The sequence below is a fragment of the Shewanella sp. KJ2020 genome, assembly GCF_024197625.1.
Taxonomy (GTDB): Bacteria; Pseudomonadota; Gammaproteobacteria; order Enterobacterales; family Shewanellaceae; genus Shewanella.
The window spans coordinates 44469-68301 of record NZ_JAKUKD010000007.1; the positions used below are offsets into that span (position 1 = coordinate 44469).

Genomic DNA, 23833 nt, shown 5'->3' on the forward strand with positions numbered 1-23833 from the left:
CTAAGATAAGAGCGGCGTTTAACACATAAACATAAGGTACTATAAAAATCATTCGATACGATGATGGCTTTCCTGAGTTAAAAGCACGACAGTCTGCTGTAAAGGGCATTACAGTTAGCCGATTAAGGCCGATAAAAGCGTGCTTTAAACCTTATTGTGCTAAAAAAATGCTACCTCGCTAGCAAATTTAAGATTAACCGAGCACAAACTAGCCCGTTTAAGATGCGAGACAGTACTAGCTATGTTAATATGCTTACGGACAATTGGTCTTACCAATTTATAAAAAGAGTTATCGATACCGATAATCCAAGTTAAACGAAATAGTTGTCATCTTATCGGGTATCAATAGACAGACACTTGGTGTGATATACATCCCCAAGTTCCAGTTCCCATCATAGGGCGCCATCTTGAAGGGAGCTTTAATCAGGAATTAGCGATTGGCCTATACTCAACATGGTTTGCCCCATGAGCGCCAATGACCTTTATCTCAACCAAAAGGTATTAGTACGATGACCGACAAAACTGAACTGTTTGCCAACGCATGGGAAGGTTTTACCCCAGGTGATTGGAAATCTGAAGTCAATGTACGTGACTTTATCCAACAAAACTACGCTCCCTATGAAGGCGACGAATCATTTCTAGCCGGTGCCACCGAAGCGACCACAAAATTGTGGGACAAGGTAATGGAAGGCATTAAACAGGAAAACCGCACCCACGCTCCTGTTGATTTCGATACTAAGATGGTTTCCACCATCACCTCCCATGACGCTGGCTACATCAATAAAGAATTAGAAACTATCGTTGGTTTGCAAACCGATGCGCCGCTCAAACGCGCTATGTTGCCAAACGGTGGTATCCGTATGGTGGAAAGCTCCTGCGCCGCCTACGATCGCGTACTGGATGAAGATGTTAAATACATCTATTCAGAACTGCGTAAAACCCATAACCAAGGTGTATTCGATGTTTACACGCCAGAAATTATGGCTTGCCGTAAATCAGGCGTATTGACCGGTTTACCCGATGCCTATGGCCGTGGTCGTATTATTGGTGACTATCGCCGCGTTGCTCTCTACGGTATCGATTACCTGATGAAAGATAAATTTGCCCAATTTAGCTCACTGCAGGCGCAGTTCGAAGCGGGTGAAGATTTATCTAACGTTATCCAACTACGTGAAGAAATTGCCGAGCAGCACCGTGCATTAGGCCAGATGAAGAAAATGGCCGCTAAATACGGTTTCGATATTTCTCGCCCAGCGACCACTGCACAAGAAGCGATCCAATGGACTTACTTCGGTTACTTAGCCGCAGTGAAGAGCCAAAACGGCGCGGCGATGTCTTTAGGCCGTACCTCTTCATTCCTCGATATCTATATCGAACGCGATCTGAAAAATGGCACCTTAACTGAGCAACAAGCCCAGGAGATGATTGACCATTTCGTGATGAAACTGCGTATGGTGCGCTTCCTACGTACCCCTGAATACGATGAATTATTCTCAGGCGATCCAATTTGGGCAACCGAATCTATCGGCGGTATGGGCTTAGATGGCCGCACCCTAGTGACCAAATCAAGCTTCCGTTTCTTGAACACCCTTTACACCATGGGCCCAAGCCCTGAGCCAAACATCACAGTATTGTGGTCAGATAAACTGCCAATCGGTTTCAAAAAATATTGCGCAAAAGTGTCAATCGACACTAGCTCAATCCAATACGAAAACGATGACTTAATGCGTCCTGATTTCCAATCAGACGACTATGCAATCGCCTGTTGCGTGAGCCCAATGGTTGTGGGTAAACACATGCAGTTCTTCGGTGCTCGCGCTAACTTAGCGAAAACCATGCTGTATGCGATTAACGGCGGCGTAGACGAAAAACTGAAAATCCAAATCGCGCCTAAAGCAGACATGATCACAGACGAAGTGCTCAACTTTGATGATGTGATGAATCGCTTAGACGGTTTAATGGATTGGTTAGCGACTCAATATGTCACTGCACTGAACTCAATTCACTACATGCACGACAAGTACTCCTACGAAGCGGCCCTCATGGCGCTGCACGACAGAGACGTGCGTCGCACTATGGCCTGTGGTATTGCGGGGCTTTCAATCGCAGCCGACTCACTGTCAGCCATCAAGTTCGCTCAAGTTAAACCTGTGCGTGATGAAAATGGTATTGCCGTTGACTTTGAGATCAGCGGTGACTATCCAAAATTTGGTAACAACGACCCACGTGTTGACGATATCGCCTGTGACTTAGTTGAACGTTTTATGGCGAAAATTCGTGACCGTAAAATGTACCGCAACGCGATCCCAACGCAGTCAATTCTGACCATCACCTCAAACGTGGTTTATGGTAAGAAAACCGGTAACACCCCAGACGGTCGCCGCTCAGGTGCGCCATTTGCACCGGGTGCAAACCCTATGCATGGCCGTGATGAAAAAGGCGCAATCGCCTCGTTAACCTCAGTGGCTAAACTGCCTTTTGCCCACGCACAGGACGGTATCTCTTATACTTTCTCTATCGTACCTAATGCTCTAGGTAAAGACGAAGATGGTCGTCGCACTAACTTAGCGGCACTGATGGACGGTTATTTTGCCCATAACGAAGGACATGAAGGTGGCCAACACTTGAACGTCAACGTGATGAACCGTGAAATGCTTGAGGATGCCGTGGTTAACCCAGACAAGTATCCACAACTGACCATCCGTGTTTCTGGCTACGCAGTGCGTTTTAACTCACTGACGCCAGAACAGCAACAAGATGTGATCACGCGTACATTCACAAAAGGTCTGTAAGCTAAATTAGTTAAGGCTGTAGTACAATGTGCTACAGCCTCACTTATTTAAACAGGAGTCACAATGGCAGTTACCGGTCGGATCCACTCAGTGGAATCCTTTGGCACAGTAGATGGTCCAGGCATACGGTTTATCGCCTTTATGCAGGGCTGCTTAATGCGCTGCCAATATTGCCATAACCGTGACACTTGGGATCTTGATGGTGGCAAAGAAGTGCAGGTCGAAGAGTTAATGAGCCAAATCATCAGCTATCGACCTTTTCTCGATGCCAGTAATGGCGGCGTCACCGCCAGTGGTGGCGAAGCCATTTTACAGGCCGAATTCGTCGCCGAATTATTTAAAGCCTGCAAAAAAGAAGGCATTCATACTTGCTTAGATACCAATGGTTTTGTGCGTAAGTACACGCCCATCATCGACGAGTTACTGGACCATACCGATTTAGTCCTGCTCGATATCAAGCAAATGAATGACGACAAACATATAGAGTTAACTAAGGTCAGTAATCACAGAACCCTGCAGTTTGCGCAGTATCTGGCAGAGCGCAACCAAGCAACATGGATACGTTATGTGGTGGTGGGCGGATTTACCGATGATGAAGCATCGGCGTTACAGCTAGCCGAGTTTATCAAGCCCATGAAAAACGTTGAAAAGGTAGAGTTACTGCCCTACCACGAGCTCGGTAAACACAAATGGGAAGCCATGGGAGAAACCTATCAACTCGACGGCGTATCACCACCGAGCCGGGAGACCATGGAAAAGATCAAAACCGTTTTTGCTCAGCAAGGGATAAACGCAGTTTATTAGTGGCACAAACAATCACTAGAGTTCTTCCCAATAACTGGCATCTAAGCGTTCAAAGGCTATTTTTAAGATAAGCGCCATATCGAGGTAACAGGCTTTAGCACCTAAGGTATGGCAATGAATGCCCATGGAAGACAATTTCGCACTCAACTGATTACTCCAGTCGAATAGCGATAAGGGTAATGGATGGCGCGCACGCCAACCTAACCACAATAAACCCTGTATAGGCAGGCTAATAAAGAATAACGCGATAGTGAGTGCTTGGGGCAAAAATGCCCAGCCGTGAAGATATAACTGGCTCACACTCGCAAAAACCGCCAGCACTGGCATCACCAGAATGGCAAGCTGAGTGGCGCGCACTACCCGATACTCAGGAAAATACAAACCCAGTTGTCTAACCATAGGCCACGTCTTCATATAACGACGACCGTCCCCTAAGGTTTTGAGAATATTAATACTCAATTTTAGACACCTACTACAATGGAACACTGCTTTTACCATAGCACAATCTGGCACTTCGCCCCAAGACTGTGACGGCAAATACTAGTGAATTCCGAGATTTTTGAATCGTTAAATTAAACACAATGGCAAAAGGTTTACACATGTCTAATAAACTGGTTTTAGTACTTAATTGCGGTAGCTCATCACTCAAATTTGCCATCATTGACGCGCAAACAGGTGACGATCAGATCTCTGGCCTAGCCGAGTGTTTTGGCTTAGAAGATTCACGCATTAAATGGAAAATTAACGGCGAAAAGCATGAAGCAGCCCTAGGTGCATTCACCGCGCACCGTGAAGCCGTTGAATTTATTGTTAATAAAATTCTTGCAGGCCAGCCAGAGCTAGCTGCACAAATTCAAGCCGTTGGTCATCGTATCGTGCACGGCGGTGAGAAGTTCACTCGTTCAGTGATTATCGACGAGCATGTCATTAAAGGCATTGAAGAGTGTTCATCCCTCGCGCCACTGCATAATCCTGCTCATCTTATCGGTATTCGCGCGGCGATTGCTTCTTTCCCTAAACTTCCGCAAGTGGCAGTATTTGATACCGCATTCCACCAAAGTATGCCGGAGCGCGCCTACGTTTATGCCCTGCCATACAAGTTATACCGTGAGCATGGGATCCGCCGTTATGGTATGCATGGCACTAGCCATTTATTCGTGAGCCGTGAAGCTGCGAAAATGCTCAACAAACCCTTAGCCGAAACCAATGTGATCTGCGCCCATTTAGGTAATGGCGCCTCTGTCACCGCGGTAAAAGGCGGCAAAAGTATCGATACTTCAATGGGGTTAACACCACTCGAAGGCTTAGTAATGGGTACGCGCTGCGGCGATATCGATCCCTCTATTATCTACCACTTAGTGCATCAATTAGGTTACACCCTAGAAGAAGTGAACAACCTGATGAACAAGCAAAGTGGTTTACTGGGTATTTCTGAACTGACTAACGATTGCCGCGGCATCGAAGAAGGTTATGCCGATGGCCATAAAGGCGCGACCTTAGCTCTAGAAATCTTCTGCTACCGCTTAGCTAAGTACATCGCCTCTTACACTGTGCCGCTCGGCCGTTTAGATGCAGTCGTCTTCACTGGCGGCATTGGTGAAAACTCAGAACTCATTCGTGAAAAAGTGCTCAACATGCTGGAAATCTTTAATTTCCATGTCGATAGTGAGCGCAATAAAGCGGCTCGTTTCGGTAAAAAAGGCATCATCACCCAGGATAACAGTACAGTGGCCATGGTGATCCCAACCAATGAAGAGTGGGTTATCGCCGAAGACGCCATCCAACTTATCACTAAATAATAAGATGACCTAAGCCGTTTGCTCACCCAAACGGCTTTATTGTTAGCGACCTATAGTTAATACATTTACAAGCAATTTCGCAGATATTGATCTGCCAAAAACCATCGAACTTAGAGGTTTTTATGTCCCGAAATATTATGTTAATTCCCATAGGCACAGGTGTTGGCCTGACCTCCTTAAGCCTTGGGATGGTGCGAGCCTTAGAGCGTCATGGGGTTAAAGTACAATTCTTTAAACCTATTTCCCAACTTCGTCCGAATGATAATGGTCCAGAACGCTCGACCACCATTTTAAGCAAATCCCCCACAGTCAATCCGTTAGAGCCCTTCGATATGGCCCATGCGGAAGCCTTAATTCGTGCCGATCAAACCGATGTTTTGATGGAACAAATCATTGCCCGTACTGCGGAATGTGCCAGCAATACTGAAACCCTTATAGTCGAAGGTTTAGTCCCAACCCGTAATCATCCCTTCGCCGACGATGTGAACTACGCCATCGCTAAAGCCATGGATGCGGATGTGATCTTTATCGCCACACCGGGTAGCGACACCCCAACAGGCCTAATGAATCGCCTCGAAATCGCCTATAACTCTTGGGGTGGCAAAAAGAACAAACGTCTAATTGGCGCAGTGATCAACAAAATTGGCGCGCCAGTAGACGATGAAGGTCGCGCACGCCCCGATTTATCGGAAGTATTTGATCACCATGGTGTTCAACGTTCCGATGCGGCCAGTATGTTCCAGCTTCCGGGTAAGAGCCCACTGCGGATCTTAGGCAGCGTGCCCTACAATCTCGATTTAGTCGCGCCCCGAGCCTCAGATCTTGCCAAGCATTTACGCGCACGCATTCTAAATGCCGGTGAAATGCACACTCGCCGTCTACGTAAAGTGACCTTCTGCGCGCGCAGTATCCCCAATATGGTTAACCATATTAAAACGGACTCCCTGCTGGTGACCTCGGGCGACCGCTCGGATGTGATCGTATCTGCCTGTCTCGCCGCCATGAACGGCGTAAAGATTGGGGCCCTGCTGCTTACTGGTAGCTACGAGCCTGAGCCAGAAATCCTCAAGCTCTGTGAGCAAGCCTTTGAGACAGGTCTACCTGTATTTTTAATTGATACAAACACTTGGCAGACCTCGTTGAATATTCAACGCTTCGACCATGAAGTGCCCGTCGATGACGCTGTGCGCATCGATTTAGTGCAAGATTATGTGGCAAGCCACATCGACCAAACTTGGATTGAAAGCGTTACCAAAAATTCACCACGGGAACATCGCCTGTCACCACCCGCCTTCCGTTACAAGTTAACCGAACTGGCGCGCGCCGCCCACAAAACCGTGGTGCTGCCTGAAGGTGATGAACCACGTACGATCAAAGCCGCTGCCATCTGTGCTGAACGTGGTATCGCGCGCTGCGTACTCTTAGGTAAAAAAGAGGAAATCCTGCGTATCGCGGCGCAGCAAGATGTCGTGCTTGGCGAAGGCGTGGTGATTATCGATCCTGAAGAAGTGCGCGATCGTTACGTGGAACCTATGTTAGATCTGCGTCGTAGTAAAGGTTTGACCGAAGTCGTTGCCAAAGAACAGTTAGAAGACAACATGGTGCTTGGCACTATGATGCTGGCACAAAATGAAGTCGATGGCATTGTCTCTGGCGCGGTTAACACCACCGCCAACACCATCCGTCCACCGCTACAATTAATCAAAACCGCACCGGGTTCAAGCTTAGTTTCATCTATTTTCTTTATGTTGATGCCAGACCAAGTGTTAGTTTACGGTGACTGTGCCATTAACCCCGATCCCAATGCCGAGCAGTTGGCTGATATTGCCATTCAATCGGCAGAGTCTGCAAAAGCCTTTGGTATCGAGCCAAGAGTGGCGATGATCAGCTACTCAACGGGGAATTCTGGCACGGGTTCAGATGTGGATAAAGTCCGTGAAGCGACTCGCATCGCCAAGGAAAAACGCCCAGATCTGATTATCGATGGTCCATTGCAATACGATGCGGCGGTTATGCCAAACGTTGCCCGCTCTAAGGCGCCTAATAGCCCTGTCGCGGGTCAAGCAACGGTATTCGTGTTCCCAGATCTCAATACTGGTAACACCACATACAAAGCCGTACAGCGAAGCGCCGACCTTATCAGTATCGGCCCTATGCTGCAGGGAATGCGTAAGCCTGTGAATGACTTATCCCGCGGCGCGTTAGTCGATGATATCGTCTACACCATCGCATTAACAGCAATCCAAGCTTCGCAAAATGATGCCACTAAAGGCTAATAGATAATTTGAACGTTTATTAACCTAAAAAGCACCGACAACTGTCGGTGCTTTTTTGTATGGGCTTTTTAAATAAACCTTGGCAGCGTACGGCGCAAATAGGACAGAAGGAAAAACTAAGGAACACTCCTTTAACGAAGCAAATCGCTGTTAAATGGCATTAAGCATTGTGAATAGAGTTGGTCATTCGAGGAAAATATCCACAAGGAAATAGGAGTTTTAGCAGAAAATAGAAAAGCGTCACTTTTTAACCAGCAGGTAAAGCAAGACAATATCAGTGACTTACAAAGTATCACTAAAGTCTTCAACATACTTTTCCACAGATTCTGTGGATAACCTTTTGAGCATATCCTTTAGTATATGCCACAGTGTTCTCCCTTAAGTCAATCCATTTTTCATCCACGGCTAAATTATTACAAAACTTGAACATGGACGCTAAAATCGCGATACTTAACAACAAATTCCGATAACTAAACGCTATGCGAACCCTATTCCTTCTCTGTTTACTATTTCTGTTTAGTTGTGGCGATCCCAGTGATAAGGAAAAGCCTACACTTACCCCTGAAGAAGTCAGTCTTGGTTTTTTTCGCGCGATTTATGTCGATCGTGATGTCGAGAAAGCAAAGCAATACGTTAATGATCCACTTAAAGAAGTGCTCACCCATTACTATATTGCAGCTGCGGTGCAGCGTAATATGCTCAGCCTCTCTATGACCAATGTCGAGATGGAGATTGACGATATTGATATCGACTTTTTCCGTAAATTCACTAAAGACGTTATTGTCGTGATTAAAATGAAGGGGCTTAAAGGTGGTCAGCCTTGGATAGACGACAGATCGATTCGCCTACATAAAATTGGCAATCAGTGGATTATTGTTGAGATCATGCCCGAAAAACGCAAAGTCAATGGCTAAGGCCTACCCTCGTGGGTCAAGAGGGCAAATTAGCCCTGTTTGTCATACCCCGCACATTCAAAGGGCTAATCCAGAACAGATAAAAAAATAGCAACCCTAGGGTTGCTATTTCAATATGCTTGTTTTGTTATTTCTGACTCATAATTACCGTCAAGCTAATATTCAAATTAAGCTTGGATCACTTCTTCTTCACTTTCAGCAGGTAAAGACGTCAGTACATCGTCTTTTACTTGGTAGTAAGCGTTTTCGTATTCATGAACTTCCATAACAACTCCTGCTCGATTTTGTAAGGTCGCAAAGGCATGCCGTTCTATGCTGACATTTTGCCCATGAGGAAAGGGAATTTCCGTGGCCGCGAGTATATCAAAGCTCAATACGGAATTACAGAAAACTTTCAGTTCCGTTTTATAAAAGAAGATGAAAACACTCTAATTTGGCATTTAAAGTCAAGATTAAGGATTGAATAATGAAAGTCTTTCAGCCCATTCCTCACTCAATATACATTTACGCTATTAACAGCGCTGGCTTACAAATAAAGAATCTTGGGAAAACGTGCGCTAGCTGCTATCAATTAAATAATGATGCGAGTAGGAGGCCGATATGAACGCTCTCATTGAACTTGAAGCCACTAAGCTAACGACATTATTTAGCCACGGTGATGTATTAGGGATCCGTATGTTTATGGAGCATATGAATATCCCATTGGATGTTCAGGATAGGCTTTATGATGAAATTTCAGCACTAAAACATCTAGACCAAAATCAGGTGAGTCAAGTGATTGAAACCTTTGGCCAGTCACTGTTGTCGGAGCGGCTAAGCTACTAAGCACTAAAAGAATTAGTACTAAAAGCATCAGTACTAAGTGAATACTTGCCTAAGTGACTGACTTGACAAGCCCCATCTTGTGTCACTTATAACAAAGGCCAGTGAGACTGGCCTTTAGGTTTAGCAGCATTAAGCCGTGTTCAATCACATTATCCCTTTAATCGATAGCGTAACACTTTCAGTGATTTCTCCTCGGACACATCAATAAATGCAGCGGGATTGGCCAGTCTTTCGATATATTCTAGGGCTGGAGCGGCCTCTTCGACCTGCTGGCGCAGGAAATGAGTATCGAGTTCAGGGGCATTTAAGCAAAGCAGCACTTCACCATTATCGGCAAGTAACTCGGGTAACCGACGAATAAGACGCACATAATCCTTAGTCGCCACAAAACTGCCCTTCTGATTACTAGGAGGATCGGCAACGATAATCCCATAGGGGCCGAGTTTTTTCAGCTTTCCCCATGACTTAAAGATATCGTGGCCCAGAAAACGTGCTCCAGCACTGAAACCGTTGAGCAAATGGTTTTGCTTACCGATCGCCAGCGCCCCTTTGCTCATATCCATATTAACCACTTCATCGGCACCACCTTGTAGCGCCGCAACGGAAAAACCACAGGTATAGGCAAATAGATTCAGCACTTTTTTATGGCGCGCATTCTCCCTCACCCATTGGCGACCATTAGCCATGTCGAGGAATAATCCGTGATTCTGGCCACGCATCAAATGCACTTGGAAACGGGCGCCATTCTCACTCACCACATGGGGTTCGGGCACTTCACCCGCCAGCAATTGGCAAAATGTTTCGCCGGCACTGCGGTACTGATACACAAGGTTTAACGGGGTTGATGGATGCAGCGCTTGCCAACGCGCTGCAATGGCTTGATGGCAAACCGATAAATCCGCCTCTTCCAGTGGAGTAAAACTGGTTAATAACAATACTGGTGCAAACCAATCCAAACACAAATGTTCACTGCCGACATAATGTCCACCGCGACCATGGAATAGCCGCGCTGCATCTTCACCTAGCTCAATTGACGCCAGTGCTTGTATAAAACTTTGCATTATCTACTACTTAATCTCTGTTGAATGGGTGTCGGCGCTTTCGCCAACCGAATTGGCTGTATCAGGGTTAAGCACGAGCTTATCATCCACATCATCCGATAATAGGATGGCTAACCAGCCACCACTCTTACTCGATTCCAGGGCAATTTTGACCACCATAGTCAATGGCACTGAAAGCAACATACCCACAGATCCAAGTAGCCAACCCCAAAAAATTAACGATAGAAAGACTACTAATGTGGAAAGCCCTAGGCCACGGCCCATAAATTTGGGTTCAACCACATTGCCCATCACCATATTGGCCCCCAGATACAAAAGGGCTGTGCCCCCCGCCGCCGCAGGGCCCAATTGGACAAAGGCCAACAAAACGGCAGGAATAGCCGCAATAATTGAACCTATGTTAGGGATATAGTTGAATAAAAAGGCAATAACAGCCCATAGCAGCGCGTAATCCACCCCGATAACCGCAAGCCCAACGCCGACAATCAAGCCCGTCGCTAGACTGACTAAGGTCTTAATCACCATATATTGATTCACCGACTGCAAGAAGCGGTCAATCTGCTGCAAACGCATGTCGGGATCGTCCAATGCCAAATGCAGTTTTTTCGGTAACGACTGAGCTTCGAACAACATAAAGACTATGGTGAGAATGATCAGGAATAAGTTGGCCATCACATTGCCCACACCAGAGAGCATATTGGTGGTCATAGATAGAGCCATGCCAGGGTCGAAATAGGCTAAAAACTGATCCTTAGATATCTGGATATTTAAGGCATGTAACTTACTTAATATCCAGGCAAATTGCTCGACTAACTGCACGCGATAGTAAGGTAATTGCTTGGAAAACTCATTGATTGAACTGCCCACAAGGGAAGCTAACCACAGCCCCATCAACACAATAAAGCACATCAGCAGGATCACGGCTAACCATTTAGGCACCCGATATTTGGTCATTTGGCCAATGGCAGGATTACAGATCACCGCAATAAAACTCGATAGCACAAAGGGTACGACAATTGGACTCGCGGCCTTTATCCCGGCCAAAATAATCACTACAAAAGCCATCACCGCAAAACCGCGATAGGCTGCAGAGGGCGCATTAGCTCGCGTCATTTATTAAAAATCCTTCTTGATCTTAGATAAAATTGTTAGGCTAGCGCGAGAAAAAATGATTATCTCATGCACCTAAGACTTAAATAGCAACCTATCATTATGAAACCAGAAACCGCGATTATACGCATTAAAAACTTAAGACTTCGCACTTTTATCGGTATCAAAGAAGATGAAATTCAAAATAGGCAGGATGTGATAGTCAATGTCATCATCCATTATTGTGCCGAACATGCCCGTAACAGTGATAATGTTGAAGATGCGCTCAATTACCGTACTATTACCAAAAAAATTATAGCGTTAATTGAGAACAACCGTTTTTCATTACTCGAAAACCTCACCAGCCAAACGCTGGCCATCGCCAGTGAACACCCTTGGGTGGAGTTTGCCAGTGTCGAAATCGATAAACCCCATGCACTACGCTTTGCCGATTCAGTCTCTATGGAGTTGTGTTATCAAAAATAATTCCACGAAAAATACCCAGACTCAGTGATCGCTACACGCTGTATTCCGGTATATATACCCAAACAACCTGAAGATGCAGGATTCAAGTAGCTTGGGTATATCACAGAGCTAAACCGATAAGAGAGGTTCCATGAATATACTGATCACTGGCGCAAGCGGCTTTATTGGCAGCCAACTAGTAAACCTGTTGGCTGGCGAACACCAATTAACCATACTGTCACGCCATCCCGCCACGACTCGACAATCACTGGGCGCTAACCACCAATACCTTACCAGCCTCAATGATATTGACGATTTAAATCACTTCGATGCCGTAGTGAACTTAGCGGGCGAACCTATCGTTGCTAAGCGCTGGAGCAAACGTCAAAAACAAGTGATTTGCGCCAGTCGCTGGAATATCACCGCAAGACTGAGTCAACTGATAAAACAAAGCACAAACCCGCCTAAGGTGATGGTGAGTGGCTCAGCCATTGGTTTTTATGGTCGCCAAGGTGAGCAACGTTTAGATGAAGCTAGCCTGCCCCACATCGAGTTCAGCCATGAGATTTGCAGCACATGGGAACAGTTAGCCCAGGACGCCGCATCGGATAAAACCCGCGTCTGTATCATCCGGATTGGAATCGTGCTTGGCCAAGGTGGCGCACTTGCTAAAATGCTGCCCCCCTTCAAACTCGGCCTCGGAGGCCCCATTGGGCATGGTCGCCAAGGGATGAGCTGGATACATATTGATGATGTTATTGCACTTATCGACTTTTTACTCAACCAGGAAAATTGCCAAGGGATATTCAATGCGACAGCGCCCAATCCCGTGAGCAATGGTGAATTTGCCAAGACCTTAGGTAAAGTACTTAACCGCCCAGCCCTGCTCACAACCCCACCACTGGCGCTGCGACTCGCGATGGGGGAAATGTCAGAGCTCCTTACCGAGGGCCAATTTGTTATCCCTAAACGGGCACTCGAAGCGGGTTATATATTCAAATACAGCGAACTTGAAGCGGCATTAACGAGTATTGTTACAAATTAAGTAAACTAAATAGCGGCCCCTTGGCGATCAACGTCACTATCCGCTAAGGGATACTTAAACTAATAACTTAAAAAATAAGGCATAAATAGGGCTAATCGCCCCTTCACATTGGCTCTTCCACCCAAACTGTAGATGCAATACTTTAAATAACAGTCGAAAAACATTATCGCAACAACATGATTTATAAGATAATTTAACGACTAATGCGACATTTTCTGTTAAACTCACCGCAACTTGCTTACCAAAGTGGTCATATCGAGCCTTCATACGAACGACTGATATTGGCCAGAGCAAGACTCAAACTGGCCACGAGATCGCCAGAATGATCCCCAAATACGAGCTATCTCGTTAACGATACGGATCTGTTAACCCACTACGGTTCATATTCGCGCTTATTCATCCTGCATTAGGATTGACTGGGGCTTGTCCTCAATATCGGCGCTTAACATCCAGCATTAGCAGGTACTTAATAACAAGATGGGTCACCCTCTGCTTTCGTTAGCGCTGAGGTATTCCCACATAAGACAGTTTGTAAGGAATTATCATGCACACCACTTATACCATTGGCGAGCTAGAGTCGTTCTTGATTGCTATTTTCGTGCTGTTTATCGGCCACTCTATCAACCGCCATGTACGTGTCTTTAGACAATATAATATTCCCGAGCCCATAGTTGGGGGACTCGTTATCGCCGCCGCGGTTGCCTTCCTTCACATTCAAGATATCAGCCTCAGCTTCAGCCTATCGCTGCAAAACATCTTAATGTTGATGTTTTTCAGCACAATAGGATTATCCGCTAACTATAAGCTTTTGCTCAGTGGCGGTAAGAAAGTGTTTATCTTCCTCGGTGTCGCCTCGTTTTACATCGTTATCCAAAATGCCGTTGGAGTCAGCCTAGCGAGTCTATTAGGCTTAGATCCTATTATGGGGCTCATTGCGGGTTCAATCACCCTCTCTGGCGGCCATGGTACGGGCGTGGCTTGGTCACAAACCTTTGCCGAAAACTATGGTATTAACACCCTCGAATTTGCGATGGCAGCCGCAACCTTTGGCCTAGTGATGGGCGGCATTATAGGCGGGCCTGTCGCGCAGCGCCTGATCGGAAAACACCATCTTGTGTCGCAGTATGGTATTGGCCGCAAACACCATACTGAGCATCCCCAATTGATCACCTACGACCAGTTAGAAGAAGATCAGGTCACGGCTAAAACCGTATTAGAAACCCTTTTTGTGCTGCTCTTGTGTGTTGCTGGTGCCAAATGGATCACGGTACTTGTAGGGCTATCGGGTATTGCTTGGTTAAAAATGCCGGACTTTGTCTATGCCCTATTTTTAGGCGTACTCATAGCCAATATTACCGAGCTCACCCGAGGCTATAAACCCCATACCGAGAGTATCGATGTGATAGGCACTGTCGCACTGTCACTCTTCCTCTCCATGGCATTGATGAACCTAAAATTATGGGAAATTTTTGACTTAGCTATCCCACTACTCGTGATCTTATTGGTACAAACAGCAGTGTTGGCGGTTTTTGCCTATTACGTGACATTTAGAGTGATGGGCAGTAATTACGATGCGGCGGTGATCACTGGCGGCCACTGCGGCTTTGGTATGGGCGCAACGCCAACGGCGGTGATGAATATGGGAGCGCTGGTATCTCGTACAGGGCCTTCGCCCCAAGCCTTTATGGTGGTGCCGATCGTCGGGGCCTTCTTTATCGACATAGTTAACTTGATAGTCTTGCAGGGTTATCTTAGCTTTATGAAGTAGCCATTTATCATTGGCCATAAAAGGGGCGCCCATTGCGGCGCCCTTTTCATAACTGAAAATAACTCAGGCTAGAACGCGCGCATTAAGCGTTCGGCTCGAGGTAAGTAGTGGTCGTCATAATCGAGGGAGAAAATGACGGAACTTGAACGGCCGACTATCTCACCCCGGGGGACAAAACCGATAACCCGAGAGTCGGCGCTATTATCTCGATTATCCCCTAAGGCCAGATAATGTGCGTCCGGCACAGTGACAGGCCCAAAATTAGCAAGGCTTGAGGGGACTGCATTAAGCCTAATACTGTGGGCCATACCGAGTAAATCCTCCTGCATTTCAATGACGTCCGCCGGAGCATAGGCACTCAGGGCTTGGGAGCGATAATCCAAAGGCTCACCATTTAAATACAAACGATTATCCCGCATCATCACAGTATCTCCCGGCAAGGCGATCACCCGCTTAATCAGTTTTTTATCGGCCTTTTTCGAGTCAAACACCACTATATCTCCGCGTGCGGGATCCGCCAGTTTCACTAGGGCGATATGGGTAAAGGGCAGCCTAAGATCGTAGGCCATCTTATTCACCCAAATACGATCACCCTCGACGATAGTCGGCAGCATAGAGCCCGTTGGTACTGTATTCCAATCGGCCACGGCGCTTCTAAACACTAACATTAAGCCAATAAACAGCAAAAAGGAGCGGTTATCCTTAAGCAATGTTGTTATTCCTTTGAACATAGTTTTCCCTCAATAATTGTTCGCCAGTGCAATCAAGCACTGGCTGCCCACCTTTAACTAATTGCCCACCTTTAAAAGCTCAGAGCACGATTGATTGAGCAATTGGCGGCAACGCCATACGCCGAGTAAGGCCACCAGCAAGGCGCCTGAAACAGGGGCGATCCCCCACCAAGGCCAGTGCATATACACATTAAGTTCAAATACTTGGGTCTTAAGTAGATAGAGCGCAAATTCGGCAACTATCACGGCTAACACACCCGCAATTGCGCCCAGTAAAGCGAACTCTAACCCCGTTGCACTGCGCAATAGCCATCCCGAAGCGCCGAAGGTGCGCAGCACAGCTAATTCCCGTTGCCGAGTCGCCATACCAGCCTCAGTCTGGGCAATCAAAACTAAGGCACTGGCGAATAATACCAGCACCAGTACTAAGGTCAGTGACAATGACACTTGCTCGATGATCTGTCTAAGCTGGCCCACCATAGCACCAACATCTATGATAGAAATGGTCGGAAATTGCTGAATAAGCGCTAGGATCACCGCATCCTTAGGCGTGCCATCTGCACTCATCGTTTGACCGTTTGTTGCTTGGCCATTTGTTGACAGGTCATTCGTAGCTTGCTGATCATTCAGATAGAAACTCGCCATCGAGGTATAAGCAAAGGGCGCTAAGGCCTCCTCGGTAAAAATCATAAAGAAATTTGGCTGCAGCGTTTCCCAGTGCACGGCGCGAATACTGGCAACTTTAACCGTGAGCTCCTGATTATCAATCATATAAGTCAGCTTATCGCCAAGACCAATACCTAAACGTTCCGCCACGCCGGACTCCACCGACACTTCATCGGCGGCTTGATTAAAGTGACCTTCCAGTAGCTCATTATTCGCGGGCAGGGTTTTGCGCCAAGTCAGATTAAGCTCCCTTGAAATGCCCACTCTGCCCTGCTCGCCCGCCTCAGCCTGCTCATTTGAGATCAGTGTTTCACCGTTAATTTGAGTTAAACGGCCGCGGATCACAGGATAAATGTCCGTCGCTGCTATGCCCTTAGCCGTCATAAAATCATTCAAGGGCTTAGCATCGTCTGGTGCGATATTAACAAGGAAGTAATTAGGCGCATTTTCGGGCAGCTGTTTCTGCCACTCATTAAGCAAATCCTGCCTTAGGGCGAGGATAGTTAATAGCAATACCAAGGCGGCGCTAAAGCCAACCAATTGCACCGCATTTTGCCGGGCACGACGCCTAAGCCCCGCCAGTGCCAATTGCAAGGGGTTGGTGGTTTTCATGCCGACACTGTGACCTAGGCGTATCATCACAAACCCAAGCACACTTAACAGCGCACCGAGCAGCAATACCGCACTGACGACAGTCAGGGTCAAAGGCCAGCTTTGGGAATACAAATACCCCAGCAGCGTCATTGCCCCTAAGCTCAGTAAGAAATGCAGCCACATGCCAAGCTGTAACCCTTCCAACTGACGCTGCAACACCCGTAGCGGTGGGATCGCCAATAATCGCAACAATGGATAGGCCGAAAACATAAAGGCGCTGATAAGCCCGGTACCAATACCAAGCAGCAATGGTCGAGTGAGCGGCGGTGAATAGGCGGCAATTTCAGCGGGTAGAAGATGACTAATACTAAAATCGAGCAGTGCACCGCCCAGCAGGCCCAAACCAATGCCGAGTAAGGTCACCAACAGCAAATGCATCCCAAACAATAGCCGAATTTGCTTTGCCGAGGCGCCAAAGGTTTTCAGCATGGCCACCACATCGTAATGACGCTGGCAATAACGTTGGGCGGCAATCCCGATTGCAGCGCAGGCTAGCGCTATACCAAGTAAACTTGCGAGCAGCAAAAATCGCTCCGCTCGCTTAACCGCACCCGCGATGGGCGAGTCACCGGATTGCACATCGACCCAGCGCTGGGAGCTATTTAATAGCGGTTTAACACTTTGCTCAAAGGCCGTAAGCGAGGCTTCATCCCCCGTAAATTGATACAGATAGGTTACCCGGCTGCCCGGCTGGATCACCCCAGTTTTGGCCACATCCTCTATCCGCATCAAGACCACGGGTGACGAGGCGAAGGGATTAAAACCCGCATCGGGTAAACGGCTGATCTCATTACTGAGCACAAATTCACTGTTACCTAGCTCGATGGATTTGGGATAACCTAAGAGTCCACCTAGGCGCGTCTCAAACCAGATCTCATCCGCTTGGGGTAGCCCCTGGGTTTTACCGCTGGTGAGTTCAATGTCTCCCTTGAGTGGGTAACCCGCTTCAACCGCACGCACTGTGACTAATTGAAACTTATCTCCCGAATACACCATAGAATTAAATTGCATGTTAGTCACATGCTTAAGCCCGAGACTTTCGGCAGTGGCTAAAATTGCCGCATCAATTTTAACCGGTGAATCGATAATCCTATCGGCGGCGATAAATTGGGTCGCTTGCCCATTAATAGCCACTTGCAGACGTTCACTCACCCGCGCAAGCCCACTCACTGACAACACCGCGAGCGTAATAGCGAGGATAATCAATAATAATTGCCCTTGCTGTAACTCGCGCTTAAACAGGCGCCATGCCAAACTTAACTCCATAATTAAGCCTCCTTGGCATTAGCTAAGGGTGTAGTATCAAATGAAGACTGAATGCTCTCTTCCTGGAGATGGCCGTTATCCATCACCAGTTGCCGCTGACAACGCTTAGCCAATTGCAGATCGTGGGTGACAAGGATAAGTGTGGTATGGCTTTCCTGATTGAGTTCAAACAACATATCGGCAATTTTATGGCCGTTAACCCCATCTAAATTACCCGTAGGTTCATCGGCAAACAGCACCTTAGGCTCACAGATAAAGGCGCGGGCAATCGCCACCCTTTGCTGCTCGCCGCCCGAAAGTTGCTTAGGTAAATGGGTTAAACGGTGGGATAAGCCGACCCGCTCCAGCATAGCCTGCGCTTTTTCCTTGGCATTTTTTACGCCAGCAAGCTCGGCGGGTAACATTACGTTCTCGAGTGCCGTTAGGGTATCTACCAACATAAAGGATTGAAAAATAAAGCTGACCTTCTGTTTACGCAGCGCGGCTTTTTGCTCTTCATTAAGCGGTGATAACGCCACACAATCGAGCCAAATCTCCCCCGATGTTGGTGTATCAAGCGCCGCCAGCAATCCCAATAAGGTAGATTTACCCGAACCCGAGGGACCGAGAATGGCGACACTCTCACCTTGCTTGACATCTAAGTTAATGCCCTTGAGGATAGTGAGAGCTCCTTCCTGAGTGATCACTGATTTTTCGAGGTTAACCACATTGATGGCACTGTTTTTTAAGATGACGTTAGACATAGGATCCTTCTTGTATAAATCGTTCTGGTATCAATCGCAAAGAGTTAAATCAATGGCTAAGCACATTTTGGCCTTCGCCCTCTTGAGTGTATTTGTCGCCACCCCGGCCCACGCGGCCCGGGTGCTGATCCTCGGTGATAGCTTAGGCGCAAGCTATGGCATAGCAGAACAGTCTGGCTGGGTAGCACTGCTGCAAGAAAAACTGCCCGAACATGAATTTACTAACGGTTCAGTGAGCGGTGAAACCACAGCAGGCGGTTTACGGCGCTTGCCTGCGCTGCTCGACTCCGTCGCCCCCGACCTTGTGGTCGTTGAGCTAGGCGGTAATGATGGTTTACGTGGCTTCCCCCCAACGCAACTTGAGAAGAATCTAATCCAAATAATTACCCTAGCCAAGGATAGCGGCGCCAAAGTGCTGCTAACCGAAATCATGGTACCGCCTAACTATGGCCCTCGCTATACCCAAAAGTTCACCCAAGTGTATCAAGACATCTCTAAAGCACAGGATATAATGTTGATCCCCTTCTTTATGCAGGATATCGCGCCCTATCCAGAGCTGATGCAGCGCGATGGCATTCATCCCAACGAAAAAGCCCAGGCAAAAATCGCCAACTGGATGCAACCTTGGATTGAAAAAGCGTTAACTCAATAAAATAGATGAAATTTTAAGCTAACGAACAGTTTGCTTAGCTAAACTCATGCTCAACGAATAAAAACGTGTTCTAACGCAAGATTAACCCTATAGATAAACAGTAAAATTCATGTTAGCAAATGGTTAACCCAACAAGGAGTCAATATGTCCCTTAGCCATCAGCAAAAAGTGTACATACCCAAGGAAGCCCGTACCAACCAATACATCACCGCCGAAATCAAGGTGACAGATGAGTTACTGAGTCAATATCCCGATTATCAAAGCTGTTATCAAGCCTTAAGCCGTTTGATATTCAATTTGGCAGAACAACACGATCTGCGTAATGTCCACGTGATCACTAACGATAAACTGCCCGTTGTCCGTTACCATACTGAAGCCTATTGCTTCCAAACCACTGAACAAATTCTATTTTTTTACAATCCAGCCTATCACGAAGCCCAAAATTTATTCTCCCAGGAAAACTACCGCGCCCGTAAATTGCGTATAGTGTTCCTCGCCACTGGCGAAGATATCCGCAGTAATTCCGCCAGTTTTCATATTAAGGTACGGGAGTTACTCAACGCCTTAATGCCTAAGCTACCGATTAAGGATCTTAAGGTGAAGATCCGTGATCATCAGCATTTATCCTATGATCTGTTCGCAAAAGCCAAGGGCAATAAAGAAACCTACGGCTATAAACTGCGCGCCATAGGCCCAAGGTATAAGGCCAGAAAATGTGAGTTACCGGAAAATACCAGCTCACTCACCTATGTGACTGTCAGTTTGCCCCTGAGTCGCAAGCTCAAGCAGGGATTATTGCCCGAATCGGCAACTGACTTTACCCCGTTATATCAGCATCTTGAAGACTGCTTCCTCAAAGCGGCAGCTAATAGACAACTGACACGCCTTGCGATGATAGCTAACGGCTTAACGCCACTGGTGCGTAACAGTAAGTTTGAGAAACTGGACAGCAAAGCCGAAGTACAGATGATAGGTTTCGACCCAAATGCGACCGAGCAGCAAGTGATCCGCCGCTGGGATGCCGATAACTTAGTCGAGGCCGCCCACTTTACCATAGTGGCGGGCACGAAAGACTGTGACGATTCAGGCTTCGGCCGTTTTATGAATAATGTCGAAACTGCGTTGAAAGCCTTTGCAACTGAGATAGGGCTAGATCCCGAACGTGAAGACTTAATCGTACGTTTCCATCAACATATCAGCTATCAAATCTGATTGAACACAGATTATCGCTAAGCAACAGGGCGCATTAAGCGCCCTGTTGTTTTTTGAAAATCCCCACACCTTGTTCTCCCTATCACATGCCGCACCATTTTGGCCATATTTCACATTGCCTTTTTTTTCCCCTAGCGCATTCTGTTAACGAAATAATAACAAAAAGGGAGCAATCATGTTCAACAATACTATTAATCCACATAAAGTGAAGGGACCTAAGGCGACCAGTCTAAATGGTTCATCCGCGCAAACAAAAGTGTCGAGTAAGGCTTCATGGCTAATGCCTACGGGGATAGCCCTACTGATGGCCTTTAATCTCAGCGGGTGTCTTTCCGATGACGAGTCAGCACCCTCTGTGACCCCTCCAGTGGTGATACCACCAGAAACGGGACCGACCTTCCCCGAAGGCGCCATTAAGATTGCGGCGGGTGATAACCTCACTACCCGCATTCAAGAAGCCCTGATCAATGCCCAAAGTGGCGCCGTGATAGTGTTACCTAAGGGCACCTTCAATATCGACTCAACCTTACTCTTCGATGGGGATGTAGACGGTGATGGCACTTTCGCCAAAAACGTCACCATCATGGGTTATGGCATGAAAGACACTGTGCTCAATTTCTCCCAAGCCAATTCGGGCGATGGTATCTTCGTGCAAAATGCGATGAATATCATCATTCAAGATCTGTCGGTCAACGAAGCCAAAAACAACGGTATTAAGCTTAAAAACACTAATGGCATTATTTTGCGTCGAGTCGGTACTGTCTGGGAGGGGCCGCTCGATAAAGATAATGGTGCCTATGGTCTGTACCCGGTTGAGTGCGAAAATATTCTTATCGAAGATAGCTATGTTCGTGGCAGTGCCGATGCGGGGATTTACGTCGGGCAATCCCAATATATTGTGGTACGCCGCAATATCGCCAAGGAGAACGTTGCAGGGATCGAGATTGAGAACTCCAAATACGCCGATGTGTATGATAACGAAGCCATGGGGAACACTGGGGGGATATTAATTTTTGATTTACCCATTAATAACCATAGATATGGCTCAAGTGTGCGGATATTCAATAACAAAGTGTATGACAATAATACGCCCAACTTTGCCAATGCCTCGGCAAACCCTGCGGGAGTGCATATTGTGCCACCGGGCACTGGGGTTATCGTCCTTTCCACCGCCGATGTGGAAATTTTCAATAATGAAATCACCCACCACGATACCCTAGGCGTGACCGTCAGCAGCTTCTTTATTGCAGAACCTGACATGACCTCCTTTGTTGGTAACTATGGTCAACCCGGCCAAGCAATTGAGGACGGTTGGCGCCCAGTGCCGCGTAATATTTATCTCCATGATAACCTGATCACTGATTATGGCAGCAAGCCAAAAGGTTATTTAATTCAAGACATTATTCGCGCATATATTCTGACCCACGGCACGTTGCCCGGCGTACTCTATGACGGTTTAGGGGAAATGCTGGCCAACAATGGCACCGCCGCCTATTTAGGCTTAAAGGAAACGCCCTTTGCCGACGATGGTAGCGACAATGTCTGCGCCAGTGATAACGGTGATGTGTCCTACGGCAGGCTCTATGCAAACAGCAACACGGATATCAGCATCGCCGATGTGCAATATGAAAAGACTCAAAGTAACTTACTCAAGTGTTCACAGGTGAGTCTGCCCGTGCATACGGTAACATTTGCAGGCCAAGTCTTCGGTTGCGGTGTCGATGATAACACCGAAGGTTGTGATGGCGGTGTACTCGTTGGCGGTGGCGGTACTATCGGTGAAGGTGAAGGCGGCTTAGTGGGCGACGGCGATCAATCGCTCTGCCAAGCCACTGGGTCGAATGTCAGTTGGGATGCCCTACTCAAGGCAAATTGCCCTAAGTTGTCGGATTATAATCTCTTTAGCGATGCTAAAAATCCCACGGCGGCGCCCAACTCCAATGGCATACCCTATGATTTAAACACACCACTCTTCACCGACTACGCCAGTAAGTACCGTTTTGTGTACCTACCCGCAGGTCAAAAAGCCACCTACTCTGCAAACGAGTCCTTCGATTTCCCCGTCGGCACTGTGATAGCCAAGACCTTTGCCCTGCCAAGTGACACCAGTAAACGTGGCATTAGCAACGAAAGCTTGATTGAAACGCGCCTGCTTATCCACCGTCCAACAGGATGGACTGCATTGCCCTATGTATGGAATGCCGATAAGACCAATGCCACCCTAGCCAAAGCGGGTGCGATCAGCAGCCAAACACTTATGCATAAAGGAGAAAATCTTGCCTTTAACTATGTCGTGCCTAGCATGAACCAATGTAAGCAATGTCATCAATATAAGGCCAATGAGAACACCAACGCCGTGTTTATGCCCATAGGTCCTAAGGCCCGCCATTTAAATCGTGATTATAATTATCAAGATGGCGCGATGAACCAGTTGCTGAAGTGGCAAAGTCTAGGAGCCTTGCTGGGACTACCAAATCTTAGTGAAGTCCCACAGATCCCCGCCTATCAAGACGGTGATGAAACTAAGCTTGCAAACCTTAGCGATAGCGCCCTAATGCAAACCGCAAAAGGCTACTTAGACATCAACTGCGCCCACTGCCATAGACCCGAAGGTAATGCCTCAAATACAGGCCTTAAACTCGAATACTGGCGTAGCTACAGTGATGATGCGGGTTTCTCCCACGGTACCTGTAAATCCCCCGTCGCATACGGTGGTGGCAATCTCGGGTTCGATATCGTCCCGGGCAATGCCGACGAGTCTATTCTGCACTTTAGAATGGCAAGTACGACACCGGGTGACCGTATGCCTGAAATTGGCCGCAGTTTAGCCCATGGCGAAGGCGCAGCCCTGATAAGCGAATGGATCAAACGCTTACCTGCGGCGAGCTGTTCCCACTAACCCAAAGCACGCTTTAAAGCGCCCCATCAAAAGGCTGGCCATGCCCTGTCTCTTGATCACAAGTCTTCGTGATTGAGAGACATGGCCAATTCGTAACCCTCAAGGATGGTTTGTAACCTAAACCATCCTTCCCACAATACCTCTACACAAGCTCGACCTGTCCGCTTGGTAT

General features: G+C 47.2%; 18 protein-coding genes. 12 read left to right on the forward strand and 6 right to left on the reverse strand.

Annotation, left to right across the window (positions count from 1 at the left end; genetic code table 11):
• The first annotated feature begins 509 nt into the window (after positions 1-509).
• Both pflB and pflA read left to right on the forward strand, forming a co-directional pair.
• Positions 510-2792 carry a formate C-acetyltransferase gene (gene pflB / locus MJO46_RS04110; RefSeq protein WP_253988234.1) on the forward strand — a complete coding sequence of 761 codons (2283 nt, stop codon included), beginning with the start codon at positions 510-512 and terminating at the stop codon, positions 2790-2792.
• A gap of 63 nt (positions 2793-2855) precedes the next feature.
• Positions 2856-3596, forward strand: coding sequence for a pyruvate formate lyase 1-activating protein (pflA, locus tag MJO46_RS04115; RefSeq protein WP_253988235.1), 741 nt, complete (start codon positions 2856-2858; stop codon positions 3594-3596).
• Positions 3597-3611: 15 nt separating this feature from the next.
• Here pflA and yfbV read toward each other — a convergent pair whose 3' ends face one another.
• The gene (gene yfbV, locus MJO46_RS04120; protein WP_253988236.1) at positions 3612-4055 is read right to left on the reverse strand and encodes a terminus macrodomain insulation protein YfbV; all 444 of its coding nucleotides are present in this window, start codon (positions 4053-4055) and stop codon (positions 3612-3614) included.
• Positions 4056-4195: 140 nt separating this feature from the next.
• On the opposite strand from yfbV, the gene ackA reads away from it, so the two are divergent.
• The 4 genes from ackA (at position 4196) to MJO46_RS04140 (ending at position 9410) form a co-directional block, all read left to right on the forward strand.
• Entirely contained in the window at positions 4196-5395 is a 1200-nt protein-coding gene (ackA, locus tag MJO46_RS04125; protein WP_253988237.1) for an acetate kinase, read from the forward strand.
• 122 nt (positions 5396-5517) lie between these two features.
• Positions 5518-7671: a phosphate acetyltransferase gene (gene pta / locus MJO46_RS04130; protein ID WP_198780339.1), complete on the forward strand. Its 2154-nt coding sequence runs from the start codon at positions 5518-5520 to the stop codon at positions 7669-7671.
• 479 nt (positions 7672-8150) lie between these two features.
• Complete coding sequence (locus MJO46_RS04135) at positions 8151-8585, forward strand: hypothetical protein (RefSeq protein WP_253988238.1); 435 nt, start codon at positions 8151-8153, stop codon at positions 8583-8585.
• A 600-nt stretch (positions 8586-9185) separates the two neighbouring features.
• Positions 9186-9410 carry a hypothetical protein gene (locus tag MJO46_RS04140; RefSeq protein WP_198780341.1) on the forward strand — a complete coding sequence of 75 codons (225 nt, stop codon included), beginning with the start codon at positions 9186-9188 and terminating at the stop codon, positions 9408-9410.
• A 149-nt stretch (positions 9411-9559) separates the two neighbouring features.
• Here MJO46_RS04140 and MJO46_RS04145 read toward each other — a convergent pair whose 3' ends face one another.
• Positions 9560-10471 (reverse strand): class I SAM-dependent methyltransferase, encoded by a 912-nt coding sequence (locus tag MJO46_RS04145; RefSeq protein WP_253988239.1) that lies wholly within the window; start codon positions 10469-10471, stop codon positions 9560-9562.
• A 6-nt stretch (positions 10472-10477) separates the two neighbouring features.
• Complete coding sequence (locus tag MJO46_RS04150) at positions 10478-11584, reverse strand: AI-2E family transporter (protein ID WP_253988240.1); 1107 nt, start codon at positions 11582-11584, stop codon at positions 10478-10480.
• 99 nt (positions 11585-11683) lie between these two features.
• Here MJO46_RS04150 and folX point away from each other — a divergent pair, with 99 nt between their 5' ends.
• The 3 genes from folX to gltS all read left to right on the forward strand — a co-directional run bounded on the left by folX (position 11684) and on the right by gltS (position 14838).
• Positions 11684-12046, forward strand: coding sequence for a dihydroneopterin triphosphate 2'-epimerase (folX, locus tag MJO46_RS04155; RefSeq protein WP_253988241.1), 363 nt, complete (start codon positions 11684-11686; stop codon positions 12044-12046).
• Positions 12047-12176: 130 nt separating this feature from the next.
• A complete protein-coding gene (locus tag MJO46_RS04160) occupies positions 12177-13070 on the forward strand; it encodes a TIGR01777 family oxidoreductase (protein WP_253988242.1) in 894 nt (297 codons plus the stop codon).
• Positions 13071-13614: 544 nt separating this feature from the next.
• A complete protein-coding gene (gene gltS / locus MJO46_RS04165) occupies positions 13615-14838 on the forward strand; it encodes a sodium/glutamate symporter (protein WP_253988243.1) in 1224 nt (407 codons plus the stop codon).
• 68 nt (positions 14839-14906) lie between these two features.
• Here gltS and lepB read toward each other — a convergent pair whose 3' ends face one another.
• From lepB to MJO46_RS04180, 3 genes are read right to left on the reverse strand one after another with little or no spacing between them, the layout of a single operon-like run.
• Complete coding sequence (lepB, locus tag MJO46_RS04170; RefSeq protein ID WP_253988244.1) at positions 14907-15569, reverse strand: signal peptidase I; 663 nt, start codon at positions 15567-15569, stop codon at positions 14907-14909.
• A 57-nt stretch (positions 15570-15626) separates the two neighbouring features.
• A complete protein-coding gene (locus MJO46_RS04175) occupies positions 15627-18155 on the reverse strand; it encodes an ABC transporter permease (RefSeq protein ID WP_253988245.1) in 2529 nt (842 codons plus the stop codon).
• Between the two features lie 2 nt (positions 18156-18157).
• Complete coding sequence (locus MJO46_RS04180; protein WP_253988246.1) at positions 18158-18898, reverse strand: ABC transporter ATP-binding protein; 741 nt, start codon at positions 18896-18898, stop codon at positions 18158-18160.
• Between the two features lie 52 nt (positions 18899-18950).
• Between MJO46_RS04180 and MJO46_RS04185 the strand changes: the two genes are divergently transcribed.
• The 3 genes from MJO46_RS04185 (at position 18951) to MJO46_RS04195 (ending at position 23661) form a co-directional block, all read left to right on the forward strand.
• Positions 18951-19550, forward strand: coding sequence for an arylesterase (locus MJO46_RS04185; protein WP_253988247.1), 600 nt, complete (start codon positions 18951-18953; stop codon positions 19548-19550).
• A 144-nt stretch (positions 19551-19694) separates the two neighbouring features.
• Positions 19695-20762 carry a DUF3083 family protein gene (locus tag MJO46_RS04190; RefSeq protein WP_253988248.1) on the forward strand — a complete coding sequence of 356 codons (1068 nt, stop codon included), beginning with the start codon at positions 19695-19697 and terminating at the stop codon, positions 20760-20762.
• A 175-nt stretch (positions 20763-20937) separates the two neighbouring features.
• Complete coding sequence (locus MJO46_RS04195) at positions 20938-23661, forward strand: SO2930 family diheme c-type cytochrome (protein ID WP_253988249.1); 2724 nt, start codon at positions 20938-20940, stop codon at positions 23659-23661.
• Positions 23662-23833 lie beyond the last annotated feature (172 nt).